The 17,503-nt window shown below is 46.8% G+C and carries 17 protein-coding genes; 8 read left to right on the top strand and 9 right to left on the bottom strand.

From position 1 onward, the window contains the following. Positions 1–60: 60 nt before the first annotated feature. From lptF to BMY62_RS09035, 8 genes are all read left to right on the top strand, one after another. Positions 61–1,137, top strand: coding sequence for an LPS export ABC transporter permease LptF (gene lptF / locus BMY62_RS09065; RefSeq protein WP_090658838.1), 1,077 nt, complete (start codon positions 61–63; stop codon positions 1,135–1,137). Further along, positions 1,059–2,198: an LPS export ABC transporter permease LptG gene (lptG, locus tag BMY62_RS09060; protein ID WP_371264084.1), complete on the top strand. Its 1,140-nt coding sequence runs from the start codon at positions 1,059–1,061 to the stop codon at positions 2,196–2,198. The genes lptF and lptG overlap by 79 nt, the downstream gene beginning before the upstream one ends. Positions 2,199–2,327: 129 nt before the next feature. Beyond that, on the top strand, positions 2,328–3,563 hold the full coding sequence (locus BMY62_RS09055) for a CDP-alcohol phosphatidyltransferase family protein (protein WP_090658834.1): 1,236 nt from the start codon (positions 2,328–2,330) through the stop codon (positions 3,561–3,563). 18 nt (positions 3,564–3,581) lie between these two features. Then, entirely contained in the window at positions 3,582–4,580 is a 999-nt protein-coding gene (locus tag BMY62_RS16500; RefSeq protein ID WP_256207527.1) for a diacylglycerol/lipid kinase family protein, read from the top strand. 13 nt (positions 4,581–4,593) lie between these two features. Next, on the top strand, positions 4,594–5,565 hold the full coding sequence (locus tag BMY62_RS16495) for a hypothetical protein (RefSeq protein WP_256207526.1): 972 nt from the start codon (positions 4,594–4,596) through the stop codon (positions 5,563–5,565). 47 nt (positions 5,566–5,612) lie between these two features. Continuing rightward, complete coding sequence (locus BMY62_RS09045; RefSeq protein ID WP_090658832.1) at positions 5,613–6,260, top strand: DUF2959 domain-containing protein; 648 nt, start codon at positions 5,613–5,615, stop codon at positions 6,258–6,260. A gap of 165 nt (positions 6,261–6,425) precedes the next feature. Beyond that, positions 6,426–7,466: a hypothetical protein gene (locus tag BMY62_RS09040; protein WP_090658830.1), complete on the top strand. Its 1,041-nt coding sequence runs from the start codon at positions 6,426–6,428 to the stop codon at positions 7,464–7,466. Positions 7,467–7,641: 175 nt separating this feature from the next. Beyond that, on the top strand, positions 7,642–8,241 hold the full coding sequence (locus tag BMY62_RS09035; RefSeq protein WP_090658828.1) for a PAN domain-containing protein: 600 nt from the start codon (positions 7,642–7,644) through the stop codon (positions 8,239–8,241). 102 nt (positions 8,242–8,343) lie between these two features. Here BMY62_RS09035 and BMY62_RS09030 read toward each other — a convergent pair whose 3' ends face one another. From BMY62_RS09030 to BMY62_RS08990, 9 genes are all read right to left on the bottom strand, one after another. Further along, a complete protein-coding gene (locus tag BMY62_RS09030) occupies positions 8,344–8,853 on the bottom strand; it encodes a SixA phosphatase family protein (RefSeq protein WP_177170343.1) in 510 nt (169 codons plus the stop codon). Positions 8,854–8,896: 43 nt separating this feature from the next. Then, entirely contained in the window at positions 8,897–9,637 is a 741-nt protein-coding gene (locus tag BMY62_RS09025; RefSeq protein WP_090658826.1) for a ParA family protein, read from the bottom strand. Further along, positions 9,634–11,262: a CHAD domain-containing protein gene (locus BMY62_RS09020; RefSeq protein WP_090658824.1), complete on the bottom strand. Its 1,629-nt coding sequence runs from the start codon at positions 11,260–11,262 to the stop codon at positions 9,634–9,636. The genes BMY62_RS09025 and BMY62_RS09020 overlap by 4 nt, the downstream gene beginning before the upstream one ends. 168 nt (positions 11,263–11,430) lie before the next feature. Then, positions 11,431–12,459: a diacylglycerol/lipid kinase family protein gene (locus tag BMY62_RS09015; protein WP_090658822.1), complete on the bottom strand. Its 1,029-nt coding sequence runs from the start codon at positions 12,457–12,459 to the stop codon at positions 11,431–11,433. A 101-nt stretch (positions 12,460–12,560) separates the two neighbouring features. Next, the gene (locus tag BMY62_RS09010; protein WP_090658820.1) at positions 12,561–13,607 is read right to left on the bottom strand and encodes an MJ1255/VC2487 family glycosyltransferase; all 1,047 of its coding nucleotides are present in this window, start codon (positions 13,605–13,607) and stop codon (positions 12,561–12,563) included. Between the two features lie 169 nt (positions 13,608–13,776). Continuing rightward, the gene (locus BMY62_RS09005; protein ID WP_090658818.1) at positions 13,777–14,028 is read right to left on the bottom strand and encodes a PGPGW domain-containing protein; all 252 of its coding nucleotides are present in this window, start codon (positions 14,026–14,028) and stop codon (positions 13,777–13,779) included. A gap of 50 nt (positions 14,029–14,078) precedes the next feature. After that, positions 14,079–15,017, bottom strand: a complete 939-nt coding sequence (locus BMY62_RS09000; RefSeq protein ID WP_256207525.1) for a patatin-like phospholipase family protein — start codon at positions 15,015–15,017, stop codon at positions 14,079–14,081. Between the two features lie 81 nt (positions 15,018–15,098). Then, a complete protein-coding gene (locus BMY62_RS08995; RefSeq protein WP_090658814.1) occupies positions 15,099–15,902 on the bottom strand; it encodes a UDP-2,3-diacylglucosamine diphosphatase in 804 nt (267 codons plus the stop codon). A gap of 488 nt (positions 15,903–16,390) precedes the next feature. Further along, positions 16,391–17,425, bottom strand: a complete 1,035-nt coding sequence (locus BMY62_RS08990) for a hypothetical protein (protein WP_177170342.1) — start codon at positions 17,423–17,425, stop codon at positions 16,391–16,393. Positions 17,426–17,503: the final 78 nt, after the last annotated feature.

Below are 17,503 nucleotides of genomic sequence, written 5' to 3'. Positions count from 1 at the left end.
CAAGCTGCCTTCATGATTTATCTCGATGAGACATCACACGATTTCTGATAGGATTGCTGCATGAAAATAATAGAGCGTTATGTCGCACGCGAGCTGACAATACCGTTTCTTGTGATTATTCTGATCCTTGTCGCCTTGTTTGCGAGTTTTAGCAGTGCTCGTTTTCTGGCTGGTTCCGTCACAGAAACACTGGGACTTGGCGCGCTTTTCATGCTGGTGCTGCTCAAAACCCTGATCGCACTCGAGGTACTGATTCCAGTGGCCCTTTATGTGGCCATCATCAGCGGCCTGAGCAGACTGCACAAAGACCAGGAATTAAACGTGCTGCAATCCACTGGTATCAGTGGTAAGCGCATAGTTTCCATCGTTTTGATGATAGCGATACCAGTCGGTATCATTAGCGGCCTGCTTTCGTCCTATGTTCGTCCCTGGGCTTATGCCAAAAGCTATTTACTTGATGCACAGGCAGAAGCGGAACTGAACACCAATCGTTTTCAGGCAGGGCGTTTTTACGGCAGTGAACGCAGTGGGAGAGTTGTCTATGTCCACCATAAGGACGAAACCAACAAAACGATGAATGAAATATTTCACTATATCAAAAGACCTGACACGCATGAAATCATTATTGCCAAAAAGGCCATGCAAGTACAACCCTCTATAGAAGCAGAACGTCCCAACATACAATTATCAGATGGGCATATATATCAACTGACCCATGATGTATCCCGGGATGACAAAATCGCATTTGAAAAACTGACCTATTTTACAGACAGCGAGCTTGCTTTAAGATATCGCCGTAAAGCCGCGCCTACAAGAACACTTTGGAAATCCGAGGAGCCCTGGGAAATTGCGGAACTGCAATGGCGTTTGTCACGCCCTTTTTCCGCTATCTTAATGGCTCTGGTTGCAGTAGCGTTTATAAAAATCACGCCGCGGCAGGATAAGGCAACCAAGACCTATCTGGTCGCCGCCACTGTGTTCGCTGTGTACTATAATTTAAGCGGTCTGGCCAAAAACTGGGTTGAACAGAACGTTGTTGGCACGACACCAGGAATCTGGTGGCTTTATATTGCCATGTTCGTACTATTGCTTCTGTACGCCATGAAACCCGGCCAGAAACTTCTATCGATCCGTTAATGCTTATTTTCCGGTATATAGCTACTCAGGTATGCGTTGGTCTGATAATTGCCACCGCTGTTCTTTTGCCATTGTTCAGCTTTTTCGACCTGCTGGATCAACTCGACGATGTTGGCAAGGGAACGTACCGTACGATTGATGCTTTCATCTATACCATAATGCTGCTGCCGCGACGGTTCATTCAGATCGCACCGTTTATCGCTTTATTAGGCACCGTCGCCGCACTGGGCGCGTTGGCCGTCAATTCTGAACTCATCGCCATGCGTAGCGCCGGTGTCTCACCGTTGAAGATCAGCATGGCGCCCCTTGCTGTGGGCATTGGCCTGATAGTGTTTATTGCCGGACTTGAACAGTTTGCCGCACCGCAACTGCAACAAAAAGCCATTTCGAACCGCGCCGTGGCGTTGAATCAAACAGCAGAACTTGGTAAAGGGCTCGGCATATGGACGCGCAACGAACGGAATATTTTACGCATTGGGCAAATGTTGCATGCAAAAAAAGCATCTGATGTTGAAATCCTGAATTTTGATCAAGAGAATCTTCTGCAAGCGCACATCCATGCTGAGTTTGCAGACATACGCAGTAATGACGCCTGGATTTTGACCAACGTAGTCATCAGAAAATTCTCGGATACGCAAATTCTGCTAACCCGTGCCGAAACATTGAGCTGGCAGTCATTCTTAAAGCCCGAAGATATTGCGACGCTCACCAAGCCACCTGAAAGTCTATCTCCCACTGAACTTGTACGACATGTGGACTTTTTACGCAGCACTGGCCAGGATGCGGATTCGTATGCCCTCGCGTTATGGCGTAAGGCAGGCAGCGCTCTACTGACAATCGCAATGCTGATGCTTTCCATGCCGTTTATATTCGGATCAATTCGCGCAGGTCTGGCCAATAAGCTGGTAATTGCCGCACTCATCGGCGTTGCTGTTTATTTGCTTGACCAGATTTTTGCTAATGCGGGCCTGCTACTGCACCTCGAACCTGCTGTTGCAGCACTTGCGCCCAGTGCGATATTAATTTTGCTGGCAATCCTGTGGCTACGAAACGTTTATTAAATACCTGTTACTATAACAAGGCGATATGCAGCAAGCCATTGTGTCTGCAGTCTGACATCTAATGGAACTGAACTATGCTACTGCAAATCGTTTTGCTGTAAACTCCAGACTTCAATGAATCAATAATCTATGCAAAAAACAACCTACATTTACTTCATTGGCGGTAACAACGCTCTGATTTGGGGATTGACAGGACGCCAACGCCTCGAACGCACGATACGCCAGTTATCTCATGTAACGCTGGTAGAGAAAGTCGATAACGTTCCAGTCAACGCACCCCTGCTTATATTGAATACGCATTATCTTTTTGACAACAGGGTACTCAAGGCATTAATCGCGTTGAAAGATCCTGCTGTATTGTACAGCCATGACAATCAGCTGACCGCCGTTCGTACATTTGGCGGTCAGGCACCACATTTGCTCAGCGTACTGACAAAACCGAGAAGTCAAAGACCGGAGCATATTTTGTCCGGATTGCCACGTCTTACGCTTAACGATCTCCCTATCGATTTTCAGCAAAACCTTAAAAAAAAGGACCCCCCCTATATCCTGCCGATTACAGAAGACAACCGAAAACTGCTCGAAAAAGAATTGTTTTCCGGTTCTTACAAGGGTGTCACTGATCTGGTAACAAAATGGCTATGGCCGGTGCCGGCTTTTTGGTGCACACATCTGTGTGTTCGTAAAGGCTGGAAACCCAATCATGTTACGGTGTTGAGCGCGATTTTTGCGCTGCTGGCGGGTATTGCGTTCTGGTATGGCTTTTTTGCAATCGGCTTGATCATGGGTTGGTTGATGACTTTTCTGGACACAGTTGACGGTAAATTAGCACGGGTGACTCTGACATCAAGCAAACTCGGTGACGTGCTTGATCATGGACTCGACATCATTCATCCGCCACTCTGGTATCTCGCATGGGGCATCGGTCTGGCCAGCACGCTGACACCGATCGACAATCTCGATCTGCTGATATGGCTGATGTTTTTCGGTTACATTGGTGGTCGCCTATGCGAGGGTGCCTTTCAGTTATGGTTTGCACCGTTCGACATGTTTATATGGCGCAAAATTGATTCATTTAACCGGTTGATCACCGCACGCCGCAACCCCAATCTGATTCTGCTGACTTATGGATGGGCCACCGGGCAACCGGATCTTGGTCTGATACTTGTTGTCGCCTGGCATTTGCTGTCGACGGCAATCCTGATGGGGCGGCTGATTGCAGGCTGGCGTATCTGGCGTCAACAGGGGGCGCTGCGCTCCTGGCTGCAGGATATCGATCCTGTCCGGGATCGAAAGATATTTGCCGTCAAAATATTCACACACACGCCAATCGATCCCAAACGGCTGCAATCTGTCAGTTCTTAACAGTTTGTCTATTGTTGTATGACTGTGAGATCAGCCAGTGACCTTTTCAAATCAACACCGGTAAAAATCGGTCTGTTGCTTAATCCTATGAGTGGCAAAGTACGTAAGCGCGAACAAGCCATACGGCAAACGCTTGCACAGATACCCAATGCAATGGTGTGCGAAGCGACTGATTTGGCTGGATTCATAACTGCTACCGACACCCTGATTCAAACCAGTCCGGATATTCTGGTCATCATTGCTGGAGACGGCACTTCCCATGCGGTGCTCAGTCATCTGTTTAGTACCCTGCCCATAGCGCAATGGCCTGCTTTAATGATTGTTCCGGGTGGCACAACAAACATGACGCCGCTCGATCTGGGTATGCGCGGCAAGCCTGAAAAAATTCTGCAGCGCCTGGCATACTGTTTACAACATCCCGATAACAACGAATTGTTTCAACATGTTCAGCGTCCTGTTTTATGTATCGAACAAAATGGACAACAAACTATCTACGGCATGTTTTTTGCGGCAGGACTGGTTGCGCGCGGCGTCAAATTTTCACGCAGTAGTGTCAAGCAGATCGGTATCACCGGCGGCATCTTCACTTTCCTGATCATGCTGCGCTCGCTCATAGGCCTGATTTTCAGCCACGACAACAAAGAATGGGCACCGGTAAAGATGTCTATAGTCAGGGAAAATGGCGAAAAAGTTCATGGTACCTATCTTTTTACACTAATCAGCGCGCTCGATTGTCTGTTGTTAAACTTACGTCCCTATTGGGGCAAGGAATTGGCACCACTTCATGTCACGTGGGTCGACCAACAGCGCAAACATCTCTGGCGCTCTTTATGGTCACTGTTGAAGGGTCAGGGCGAACGGCTCAACGCAGAAGACGGCTACCACAGCCATAACAGCCATGCATTAACGATTCAAATGAATGACGAATATATTGTCGACGGAGAACTGTATCGCTCGCCCGACAACGAGCCCTTGCGTATCACTGCCACTCCCCCTGTGACGTTTCTTGTACTTTGACTTATTACTTATCATGACGACCGACCCTGTATCGCCTGCACCGATACCCGAAAAACTGCTTAACACTGTTGCCACACAATGTACGCGCGGTGTAACCAAGGATTATGCGGTTTTTGTACATGCACTACTGGAACGTTTCAAAACGGCTGTCGATGCGATCATTCTTTACGGATCATGTTTGCGTACCGGCAATCTCGACGAAGGCATCGCCGATCTTTATGTACTGGTCGACGACTACGAGCGTGCATACGATAAGCGCTATCTTAGCTTGTTAAACGCATGGCTGCCACCAAACGTTTTTTATCTTGAAGTTCTTCATCAGGGAAGAACTCTGCGTGCCAAATATGCTGTGATCTCAACGGCCGATTTCGAGAAAGGCGCCAAATACTGGTTTCATTCCTATATATGGGCACGTTTTGCACAACCGTCGCGTTTATTATTTACGCGCAACGACGCAAACCGGAAACAGGTTTATCTTGCGTATGCCCAGTCGGTGTTAACATTTCTTCGTTCGGGTGTTCGTACACTGGAAAATACTTCGTTGACCGTCGAAATGCTCTGGACACGTTGTCTATTGCTCAGCTATGCAGCCGAATTACGCCCAGAAAACGAAACCCGTGCGCGACATCTGGCAGTTACAAATCTGGAGGATTTCACGCAACTGACACGTCATGCCTATCCGGCATTGACTGACCTGCTCAGCTATCAACCGGACAACGACACCTATTTGTGCCAAAATACACCACAACTGCGTCGACGCGCATTACGGCACTGGCTGCTTCGCCGCTGGCAGGGCCGCTTACTTTCAGTCTTGCGTTTATCAAAAGCCACCCTGACGTTCAGGGATTGTCTTGATTATGCCGCCTGGAAAATCGAGCGACATACCGGTGTTCAACTTGAAATTACACCATGGCTGCGTCGACATCCGATCATCTGGGGTTTTTCGGTTATATGGCAGGTATTACGCAAAGGCGCTATTCGCTGACTTTTGTTATATCATCCAAGCAATCACATAGATTAATGGGAGGGATCATGAATTCAAAAACGATGTTACCCGTACTCGCCCTGCTGTTTGCACTGGGCGCATGCTCAACCATGTATTACGAAGGCCTGGAAAAAATCGGCATTCCCAAACGGGACGTTATGGTGTATCGAGTGGAGCAGGCGCGCGACACACAAGAGGAGACCAAAGAACAATTCAAATCAGCACTTGAACAGTTCACCGCAGCCACCCATTTCACTGGTGGCGATCTGGAAGCGATTTATACCAAACTCAACGACGAATATGAAGCAAGTGTCAGTAAAGCCGAAGAGGTTAGAAACCGCATTGAAGATATTGAAGATGTCTCGCAGGCGTTGTTTGCAGAATGGGAACAGGAAATCTCCCAGTACAACAATGCCAACTTGAAACGCAGCAGCCAGAATAAACTGAACACCACAAAAACACATTACCGACAACTGATTACATCCATGAAAAAAGCTGAATCCAAAATTCAGCCCATACTGACCGTTTTCCGTGATCAGGTTATGTTCCTTAAACACAATCTGAACGCACGCGCAATCGCGTCCCTGAAAAGCGAACTTGACACTATACAATCTGACGTTTCCGCACTGATCGCTTCTATGGAAGATTCAATCAATGAAGCGAATGCATTTATTGATACCATGGAAAACAAATAACATTTTATTGTCTGTTGGGCCAGGAAGCCCGGTGTGCAGTTTCTATCCCACAGTACCAGAAATCATGAATAGCTATCAGTCATCCAACGCGCTGTGATTACTTTAAACGCGATGCATCTCTTCAATGTTAGAAGCACGTGATAAGTTGATGAACTGGAGACAAGAATGCTTGGAATACTCGATATCATTATCGCGGTTTTTTTGATTTATGCACTCTTTTCCGGATTGGTAAGTGGCATTAATGAGTTGATTGTGCAGATGCTCGCGATGCGTGGCAGGATTTTGTTCGAGAGCATTGCAGCTCTCCTGGGTGAACTGCCCAGGGAAACCGGGTCTGCTTTCAAAAGATGGTTCAATAATTCTATGCGCATACTGGGCTTTATAGACAGGCAAAAAGCACAATTAACCAGTCTGCTGTATCAGCATCCATTAATCGATACCCTGTCTCCACCGGGAGGATCAAAACCCTCATATATACCGCCTGCAGTTTTCTCGACTGCGTTAGTTCAAGTGTTATCCAATAACAATGCTTCCCTGGACGCAGTACGACAATCACTGGCAAAACGGCCCGAACCGTTGAGTAAATTGCTGATACCTATGCTTGATGAAGCAGGCGACGATCTGGAAAAATTCAAACTCAAAATTGAACAGCATTATATTGCAGTGATGGACAGAGTCGGCGGCTGGTACAAGCGCCGGTCTCAATTCATAATGTTCGTCATTGCGTTTGTTCTGGCATCCGGTTTTAATGTTGACTCGATTTATATCGTACAGCAAATGCAGAAAAATCCGGAACAGATCGAATTGCTAGTAGACATTGCCTCTGAATATTCAGCTGAAACAGGCAAAAGCAGCGTTAACATAACAAACACGGGCGCCGATCAAGAAAAAATTGATCCGGAGGAGGCCTTGCTGAGCCAAATCCGGAAGTTGAACGTCGATGCAAATGATTTTAGAAATCTGGGGCTGCCGGTTGGCTGGCATATTCCCCAGTTGGATACTGTTGAACAGACTGTTGCAACACAGAAAACAGAATCACAGTCCCGGACATTGGAGTTTCTCCTGTTGCCTGGCCAAAACAATTGGCTGTTAATCATCATTGGTTGGATCATTACAGCACTGGCAGGAACACTGGGAGCGCCTTTCTGGTTCGATGCAATTTCCAAACTGTTTACAATTCGCGGCACCGGCAAAAAACCGGAATAAACATTGGTTGACGGCACCAGCCCGCCTGAACGATTAATTCAGATACGCCCTTTGTCTTCAGCGATGCCATTTCAGACGAATCAGTAAATTTGACAACATTTGTCCCATCCAGTAGATTGGGTTCTGACAGAACAGAGAAATATTCCTCAAACATCATTTCAGAGGGAGGAATCTCATGCTTAAACGCATTCAATCAGTTCAAGTAAACTGGTTTGCAGTTGCAGTCCTATTTATCATAACCTGTATGCTTGGCTGGAAACTTGGCATGGCCAATCCAATGGGAGAAGCCGAGTTCCAGTTCGACCGACCGGGTGGCGATTACCATAAATACGAGGCTAACGGCTTCAGTCAATGCGCCAGTTCCTGCGCAACCAACGCCCGGTGTCGGGCCTATACTTTTGTCAATCAGACAAATATGTGCTGGCTTAAGGATTCGGTCCCTAAACGGAAAGCCAACAACTGTTGTGTATCTGGCATTAAAATCATGGGCGAGAAGGAAATCGGTTTTGATCGCCCAGGATCAGACATCAAACCTGGTTTCGATGTCAATATGTATACTTCGGAATGCGAAAATGCCTGTAAAAATGATCCCAAATGCCGCGCTTACACGCTGGTCAAACCCGGAATACAAGGTCAAAGTGCCAAATGCTGGTTAAAAAAAGCAAAACCAGCTAAAGTCAAAAATGAATGTTGTATCTCAGCGATCAAATTGACGAGACCTCCTTTACGTATAAATCGTCCCGATATGTCAATACGATCATCCGGTAATAACTGAGGTTATATATTCGTAAAAATAATCTGTTATTAGATTGTGGGGTTAAAGCGCTTTTCTATAAACTGTTGTTTGCAACAATCCGCTTAAGGACGAATGAATTTTCTACAGCACCTCTTTCGGCCGGGAGAGGCTGTAGAGTACGCAGTGCTTGTCCGAAATATCCCGCCATTGACTTTCCAGAGCAATTTTTGCTATCGCGCAGGTTGTCATCAGTTTGCCGTCTGTGCGCGGCTTCGCCTGTTTGCATAATACCTGCAGCAGCAAATCCAGGCCCGGATTATGACCGACGAGCAGCACTGACTTTTCCTGTTCAGGTAGCGCACGAATGATTTCCATCAGCGTCTCCAGGCTGGCTGCGTAAATCCGGTTGTCAAAATTAATGTCCTTGACCTGTACATCCAGCGCACGGGAAAACACCAGCGCCGTTTGGTACGCACGCAATGCCGGCGAACTGACAATTGCTGTGGGTTTATTGGCCTGCTTTGCCAGCCATGCCGCCATCTTGGGGGCATCTGCAACACCGCGTTTCGAAAGCGGGCGTTCGAAATCACTAGCAGCTTCCTTTTTCCAATCTGATTTTGCGTGACGTAACAAATAGAGTAAATGTGACACAATGATTAACCTCAATAAGACTCACATGGCGCGGTTTTAGTAATCAGTGCAAAACTGATTTTATTTCTTCCCAGAGTGCCCGGTAGGCTTTCGCCGCCCGACTGTTTCCGGCAAAGACGGGTACCGGCTGACGGTAAACCCCCATACGCTCAACATCACTGGCGTACGGAATGCTGGCGTCCAATACCCGGACATGCTGAGGCGGATTCTCAACGATCTGCTTATGCAGTTTTTTGCGATTGTCCATCATGGAAAAAAAAGTAATAATTTTGGTGTGATCGATATTCAGCTTGTTGCAAAATTCAACAATCTGGTCCAAAGTACGCAGCGACAGTGTTGTCGGAATGGTCGGTACAATAACAGCATCTGCTGCAATCAGTGTATTTTCTGATACCAGTGAAATACTGGGAGGACAGTCGAGAAAGATAAAATCATACTCACTGGCCAGTGGTTTGAGCAGTTTCTGTATACGGGTGTCTGATTTTTTAACTTCATCCAGTTGAAGATCGAGGTTTCGATAGGAAAAATCCGCCGGTATCAGATCAAGATTCGGGTAATCCGTACCTTTTACCACATCCTCGAGCGTCTTTTTGCCGGTGAGCAACCCCTTGCTGCCCTTCTTCACCTTGGGTTTGATCCGGAAGTAGAAACTTGCCGCACCTTGCGGGTCCAGATCCCAGACCAATGTACGGGCGCCCTCATGTGCCGCAAGAAAAGCCAGGTTGACTGCGGCAGCCGTTTTCCCGATACCACCTTTGACGTTATAACATGCGACAATTTTCATTCTGTGACACCTTCATGTTGTTGAACGCGCAATGCCTCTACAAAAACGGCTTTTTTCTCGGGCTGAATAAATGATTCAAACTGACGCCTGAATTCAGCCCGCAGCGCCGTTTTACGTTCGTTCAATCGCTCTACCAGCACACCCATCGCCATAATTGTTTTGGTATCCGCCAGGCCTTCCTGCTGCATTTGCTCTGCAAAACCATTCAACTGCTCGATCTGAACACATAAATCCTGAAAATCCCCCAGATTGTCCTGTAACTGCTTGAGCGTTTTAAGTAATTGCTTCATTGACTTGCCGACATAGTAATCCTGGAAAAATTCGATCAGATAACGAAACTTTTTACAACTCTTACGCAACTCATGCAAGTCTTCATCATGCGATTGTGGCGTGATTGATCCACCTTCCTTCAGTATACGCTTGTAAAGCTTCCAGATACGCTGCCTGGCAACAATCCTGGCCGGCTCGGCCGCATTACATGTCTCCTGCGCCTGGCTGCCAGTTGACATTTCCCTTTGCAGCGGCATATCGGCGTTTGCCAGTATTTTTTGCCATTCGCTGGTAAGCTTCTGATAGCGTTTCGAGTCAAGCGCGCGACACAAACGCGCATGCTCAATCTTCCAGTGCCGTTGCAGGAATAAGCGAAACATCTCAAGGTGCTGCTGCAAATCATCCGGCAATGCCTGTATATAACCGTCAAATTTGAGCAAATACATATCCAGATCGCGCGTCGGCGTTGTCACCGTTCCCAGCCAGGAAAATTCCCGTTTAAAATAAGCCAGCAGTTTATCCGGAAAAACATGCTTGATCTGCCCCAGTATCGAACGGATTCGTCTTACCGCAACACGATAGTCGTGAAGAAATTCCGTATCGATGGCTTCGCGCAATCCGTACTCATTGGCCTGCATGACACTGAACAGGTGCTGTAATAAAATTCGCACAGCTTCCCACGTACTGAATGAAGACTCAAGTTCCTGAAATCCGGTTAATTTGCACGTATCGGGCCGTTTGCCGGTGACTGTGAGCACTTCATCCAGCAATGCTTCGCGCGAGTGCGGTAATTTTAATTGTTCGGTAACGAGTTGTACGACCCGTTTGAATACTTTTGGATAGCCCCTGACAGGGCAGACGATCAGACGGCCTGCCGGCTGATCGTCGTCAGCAGATTCATCGATCGTATATTGCTCTAGCTGCAGCAGCGCCAGCGTCTTGTGCTCTTCATCTAAAATTATTAATTGCCTGCGCTTGACGGTCAGAACAGCGACTGTCATTAATGCCCGTATTCCCAGTATATTGTCCAGCATACTTCGATACGCCTGATGGTTAATATCTTTGGAAAACTTGGGCACCCTGCTCAGAGGCAGTTCGCAAATGCTGTTGCCGGTTTCCTTTTCATGGATAAAAAAAATCCCCTCACGATTCTTGGCGCGCTTGTTCGCCGTCTGGTACCAGGAGCACACATAGTTTTTCTGGTACATCCGCCAGTCAAATGTATCCAGATAATGACATTTCAAGCGCGTGTGGTCGGTTTCATGCAGCGAAAATTCATGCTGCAGCAATGTGAAGATGGCGTCACTGTCAATTGACTGTGAAACAATGAATTGAGCGCTGTGTAAGGATTTCATCGTCTGGAAACCTGTTCGTGTCAGCCACAACTGTCAGCCGGGATATCTGATTCTGTAGAACTGTTAACAGATATCCGTTTGTCAAAGCAGTAATGGGCTGTCTGTTATCAGCGAAGGCGGTAAATCGTTAGAAAAGCAGAATGCTGCCACATATCTTTTTCGAAGCTGTTATTCCGGTAAAGCTTTGTTACTACAATTGGCTTTGACTATAGTCTCTTTTCGCAGGCCATGCAACCGGGAGGATTCTATCAGCTTTGTTGTATATTCCGGCGGTATCAACACCTGGATCGGGTTTGTACTGATGCTGAATTCGACAGTTACGTCGGCATCGATATCTCGGTTGCGAAAATAATCACCATCCACCTGCAAAGGGTACGACTGATCGTGCAAGGTACACTCAATTTTTTTTCCTGAGAAATATTGCATGGGCAGATTAGCCGGTTTCCGCTGCAGTATTTTCAACGCCTTGATTAGCTCATGCTGATGCCGCGCGCCTGGCAGGAAACCCGCGACAAGCTCGTTCTTCGAAGGATTGGCAGCAGGCACCAGTTGCAGGTTTCTGGCATACGCCGAACTGTTGGCTACAATGACATAGCCTGATTCGCGTGCAATCACCGGTTGCCCGTCTACATTGAGTGAAACCGTTGGATGATGCAGCGAGCACAGTGCTTTCAATCCGTGCCATACATAGACCGAGTCATTCAATGGGCTGCTTCGCTTACCGATATATTTGACCGTTAGCGAATCCAGTCCCATCGAAGCCATATGAAAGAAGGGTTTTTTTCCCTTGATGCCATGCCCGCTGATCAGGCCGTAATACTGTTGAAGGCAGTTGCCAGCGGCTATCGTCTGCAGCAGATCTCCAAGCTGCGCACTCATGTCATAGGTACGTGCAAACAGCGATTCATTTCCACCGGGAATAGCATACAGTGGCGTTTTTGTTTTGCCGATAATTCCAAGCAGTTTCCTGACCGTTCCGTCTCCGCCAACGATCACGACCAGATCACACCCGGCTATGGCATCTTTCATACGCTTATAGGCTTTCGTCTTCTTTTCAGATACCTGTACCGTAACCTGCTTCCCACAATACGTCAGTTGAGACGCCATGTGTTCAGCAGTCTGCCTCGTATTGCCTGCACTGGAGATAGGATTGTAAAAAATCAGAATGTTATTTGGTGAAGGTATTTTTATCAGCACTGCTTCATTTGCACCGGGTTACTATTTTTCACGATTGAAATTGCATGCTTACATCTTTCAAAATCCAGCACTAACTTATCTAGGCGGGATGACATCTTCTTTTACGACAATTCCACTGGCATTGCCCTGACACTGGACCATACCTGGTTGCACCATCCCTGATCGACAGGTGGCATACCATTTTTGATCCATTCCACCAGATATTTCGCTGTGTTGGGATAATTAATGCGAACCGCTTTGGTTATGCCAAGCCATTGCTCAATGATTTTGGGATCGATTTTATTCATCATTTGTCCGTAACCCAGCTCAACCAGCGCTGCAGCATTTGAAGTCTGTTCCATTTGCGCGTGTACAGGTTTAACCAGAATTTTCTTACCCAGATACAGCGATTCGCTGGCCAGTTCAAAACCCGCATTACAGATAATTCCGGCACAATCATGCAGGTCTTTCTGAAAGCCATGCAAGGATAATGGCTTGCAATGGATATGCTCAATTCGTTGGGTCAGGTCCGGGGTGAATGAATAAATATTAAATTCAAAATCCTTGAACGGCGCAAGTGACTGAATGAGTTTCTGTTGGTTCTCAAATGGCAGATAAACCACGATTCTGTTTTTTTGTACACGTTTCGCGATATCCGGTGTGTCGATAATTGGCGGCAAAATCGGTTGGTCGAAATGATGCCAGTGTAGACCGACACCAATATCAACAGGCGCGAAATGTTTCATAACCGCTTCCGAAACGGGATTACTGCCTGCACGCGGAATTTTGTATTGAAAAGCGTACTGATGACTGACGCCAAAGGTTTTCTTTTTTTGCTGGCGCGCGGCCCAGGCAGTGACAGGTTCAAAATCGCAAATCACCAGGTCATAGCTGCTCAGGTCCAACTGCCTGATATCCCTGATCAGACGTACCGGGCTGGATTTCAGCACGGTCATGAAGGGATTGATTTTTCCATTTTTGACACTGAATGTCAGACCTTCGCACCATAGATGATCATTGAAAATTTCCATATCGAAAAATGTATCTTTAGGCCTGCCTGTAAACTGATAATCCACTGCAATATCGGCGGCCCGAAACTCTCTCGCCATGATGCGGCCACGCGTTATATGGCCGTTACCGGTACCCTGAATTCCATAAAAGACTTTCATGGCTTTGCATTCCATATACTGTGGATTAGATACGGCACATTGCACAAACTGCCCAAACAAATCAGAACTTTCGAATTTGTGTCAACCAATCGATTCATCGTTACCTTCCTGTAAAGAGAATCGAGCAATTTTATGGCGAAACTGTGACACCGGAATGACAGATATATGATTATTTGATGACAATTTTAGGACTACGAATGCGCCTGTGGAATTTGCGTGTTTTACGCCAGAGTGCACTAGTCAGTCGGTTTTTACGTACCAGGTTAATCGTCAGGCGCTTGACACGATTGGATGCCTTTAACAGAATAGTCAGACCGATGGCCATTGTCGGCAATCCAAACGGTCCTGGCAAAGGAAACAGGATAATTCCGAAAACAAAAATGATCGTACCCACGCCCGTTAGCAATGTACGCTTGATCATTAACTTGTTTAACGGTATGTAATACGTCGATGCTGTGCCGGCAATCTGGTTTATGCCGCAGCTGAATGTCCGGCATTCTGAGCAGGTATCCACCGTCTGATCTTTTCACGGTGACGGTCATACCATAACCTGCCGATCTCAAGCGCCTTTCGCTGATTCACCGGATCATTTACGGAATCCATATGATCAGGCAAACCGAAGTGTTTCAGATATTCATTGATGTACAGCGCATGTTCACCGATAACCGCCTCGGTCAATTTCACATTTGCCATCATTTTTTCGCGGAGAATGACGGATGCAATTCCTTTCGCCGACCACTGCATGCCTCCGTATCTGCAGGCTTTTTGTCCGTCAAACGAGAAACTGCGCCAGCCTGACCCAACTGAGAGCATTTTTATAGCAGCACCGGCCCAAAGCTGTCTTGCATGCAGATAAGCGCCCAATCCGGGGTTATTCATACCCACGCCGCCGTCAATTCGCCAGTCGTTATCTTCCATTCTTACTGGCGGATAATAAGCAGGCGCTGCCGTGCAGGCATCCGCAATTTCACACAGCAAAAAATCCGGTTTTGTTTGATTGGTAAAAATCTCCAGCTGATCCCGGTCCAGATTAAAACAGGGTACAAACACCTGCTTGTCCAGAGACGAGAGTCTTAATCCACCGAGCTCTTTTTTCAATCTCCTGCGCTTTGAAATGCCAGTATATTTGGGGCGAATCTGCAGCGTATTCAACAACCGGTTCAGCCAGTGTCCGGTCATCATATTTTCAAGCAATTTATCCTGCTGTATCAGCCGAATAATCCCAGAAGCACTCAGCATTCTGCCGGAAATCAAACAGGCAAGCATTCCGCCTGATGACGAGCCGGCAATCATGTCAAACAAATCATAAGTCGATGCACCGGTATCTTCTTCAAGACATGCCAGTACGCTGAGCTGGATAAGCAAATGGCTGCCGCCGCCGTCCAGACTTAATACATATCTCGGTCGCAAGGAATATCTCCGAATATCGACCAGAAAACTGACCGTAGGTTAAAGTGCTGCGCCGGTTCGGGTCTCATTCTGCAACACAAATCATGCCGCTTTTTTTGCTGCGATCATGCCTTCTACATTTTTATGTTGTTCGAATTTGTCTGTCCAGTTTATCAGTTCAAGTGATCCATCCTGGTGCTCAAACAGTGTGGTGCAGCTTTCTACCCAGTCACCGTCATTACAATACAGGATCGAATCGATCTCTCTGATTTCGGCATGATGAATATGGCCACACACGACACCGTCAACACCGCGATCTTTGGCCATTCTCGCCAACGCGTTTTCAAAACTGCTGATAAAGCTGACGGCGTTCTTGACCTTTAACTTCAGGTAGGCTGCCAGCGACCAGTAGGAATACCCAAAAAATTTACGCATGCCATTGACATAGCGATTAAGCCACAGCAAAAAGTCATAAGCAGCATTACCAAGCTTAGCAATCAAGCGGCTGTGCTTGACAATCACGTCAAACTCGTCACCATGCATGATCAGCAGTTTCCTTCCATCAGTTGTGGTATGAACATAGTCGAGATGTATTTCCAGATTACCAAATACATGGCCAGCGCAATCGCGCAACGCTTCATCATGATTGCCGGGCACATAAATCACTTTGGTGCCATGCTTGGCTTTTCCCAGTATCGAACGAATTACATTGGTATGTTCCTGAGGCCAGTACGGACTTTTTTTGATACTCCAAAAATCCACGATATCGCCAACCAGAAACAGATAATCGGTCTCGACAGAATGCAGGAAATGAAGCAGCGCTTCAGCCTGACAACCACGAAATCCAAGATGAACGTCAGAAATCCAGACACTTCTAACTTTGATCGGTGCTCTACTCTTAGCCATAATCCGTTTTGAGTTGATTGATTATGTAAATCAGCTTATAGAAGCTTCATGAATCTATTTTGAAAATTTTGTTAAGAATTCATGAATATTTTATTAAATTGTAATATTGACCCGGACTTGTTATTGTGTCCCGGATCGATGCCAGTCGGTGTCAATTTCCACAACTGCATCATACAGACTGACAGACGGACACATCGTTGAGTTAGCGAACCATCCAAGACGGTCATATACCCTACAGCCGGCCGCATGACCACTCGAAACAGAAAAAAACAAAGCGGCCAGTTCATGAGAAGCAGTTGGGATTCAACTGGCCGCTTTGCACTCAAATGAATGAAAAAGTGAGTGAAAAAGAGTATGAAACGGGCATAAAAAAATAAGGCAGCTGCCTCCGGGGAAGTTGTCAGTATCTGCCTTATCAGGAACACCCGTGTAGATATTAGCAAGCAAATATTACAACAAAATGAAGAAAAAATTTCTAAGGTATCTTGTTAAAAGTTTCCACGAACCAGTTGTGGCGAAAAAATAAATACTTCATCTGAGCGTGGGTCTGCTGTTACCTTGATCCAATGCAATTCTGAATCGCCAAATACTCCCATACGTGTCAGCTTGGGTACCTGTACATTGTCATTCGGACCCGTTGCATCGGCATTTGCATACCACGGTACTAGACGCGGCCGGTCCACACGGAAAAGATGCGAATCACCATGGCCAAGCACAACCGGTTTGTCGTAGTCCAGACTGAGCGCAAGCAACTTCTCGATAAACGGATTATAGCCGGCGCGATTACTGTCGCGAAATGGCAGCTCGAATTTCGGATCTGCATGGATTGCAATAAAAATACCGGCAGCTTTACTATTCGTTGCCTTTCTGAATGTCTCTTCCAACCAGGCAATCGCGGCGGCACTACGCTCGATGAATTCCTGTATTCGATCTTCTCTGGGATTTTCAAAGCTGTCTGCCGGATCGATACCCGACCACGGATGCAGATTGTTATTGCTCCCGACCACATGTATCGTTGAAACAACAATTTGGTTGGTCATGAACATTCCATTTTCAACGTATTTTTCGTAACCGGTCAACGCCGATTGCGTTTGAATCCGACGCGGTTTCTGCCCCGTGGTCATACCCGGATTCGGAAAAAACAGCTGCCGAAGAAAAGCCAGCCGCTGAAGCGGATTCCAGCTACCGTTACTGACTCGGTGGCAATCCGCCCATTCGTTATCGCCGGGTGTATAAATCAGCGCCGTGCGGATTTTTTGCAACTGATCAAATCTGCGTTGCAAACGTTCATTCGTACATTCAGTGCCACCACTCTTGATGTCACCAACATGAATGACGAACCTGACTGCGCGGTCATGGTTGATCGCATCGATCATTCTGTCAAAAGCAGCTTGCTTGTCGTCGCCATAAGGACCGTCTCCAATTACGGCAAAAGCAAACGGTTTGTCACTTTGAATAATGGCCGGTTCATTACTCCCGTCAGCCAACACAATAGTTGCGAAAACAAATAAACCGGACAACATGCCGGCACTGAAAACCTGGTACAAACACCTGAAAAAAAATTTGTACTCCCTAAACATCGTCGCTTTTAATTGATCCCG

The organism is Nitrosomonas marina (assembly GCF_900111605.1).
In the GTDB taxonomy this organism is placed as follows: domain Bacteria; phylum Pseudomonadota; class Gammaproteobacteria; order Burkholderiales; family Nitrosomonadaceae; genus Nitrosomonas; species Nitrosomonas marina_A.
Note: the sequence above shows the minus strand (reverse complement) of the source record. Positions and strands in the feature narration are given on the sequence as shown.

Coding starts and splice junctions, on each gene's coding strand:
- lptF (WP_090658838.1), top strand. CDS start 61: ATGAAAATAATAGAGCGTTATGTCGCACGCGAGCTGACAATACCGTTT.
- BMY62_RS09055 (WP_090658834.1), top strand. CDS start 2,328: ATGCAAAAAACAACCTACATTTACTTCATTGGCGGTAACAACGCTCTG.
- BMY62_RS16500 (WP_256207527.1), top strand. CDS start 3,582: ATGACTGTGAGATCAGCCAGTGACCTTTTCAAATCAACACCGGTAAAA.
- BMY62_RS16495 (WP_256207526.1), top strand. CDS start 4,594: ATGACGACCGACCCTGTATCGCCTGCACCGATACCCGAAAAACTGCTT.
- BMY62_RS09045 (WP_090658832.1), top strand. CDS start 5,613: ATGAATTCAAAAACGATGTTACCCGTACTCGCCCTGCTGTTTGCACTG.
- BMY62_RS09040 (WP_090658830.1), top strand. CDS start 6,426: ATGCTTGGAATACTCGATATCATTATCGCGGTTTTTTTGATTTATGCA.
- BMY62_RS09035 (WP_090658828.1), top strand. CDS start 7,642: ATGCTTAAACGCATTCAATCAGTTCAAGTAAACTGGTTTGCAGTTGCA.
- BMY62_RS09025 (WP_090658826.1), bottom strand. CDS start 9,637: ATGAAAATTGTCGCATGTTATAACGTCAAAGGTGGTATCGGGAAAACG.
- BMY62_RS09020 (WP_090658824.1), bottom strand. CDS start 11,262: ATGAAATCCTTACACAGCGCTCAATTCATTGTTTCACAGTCAATTGAC.
- BMY62_RS09010 (WP_090658820.1), bottom strand. CDS start 13,607: ATGAAAGTCTTTTATGGAATTCAGGGTACCGGTAACGGCCATATAACG.
- BMY62_RS09005 (WP_090658818.1), bottom strand. CDS start 14,028: ATGATCAAGCGTACATTGCTAACGGGCGTGGGTACGATCATTTTTGTT.
- BMY62_RS08995 (WP_090658814.1), bottom strand. CDS start 15,902: ATGGCTAAGAGTAGAGCACCGATCAAAGTTAGAAGTGTCTGGATTTCT.
- BMY62_RS08990 (WP_177170342.1), bottom strand. CDS start 17,425: ATGTTGTCCGGTTTATTTGTTTTCGCAACTATTGTGTTGGCTGACGGG.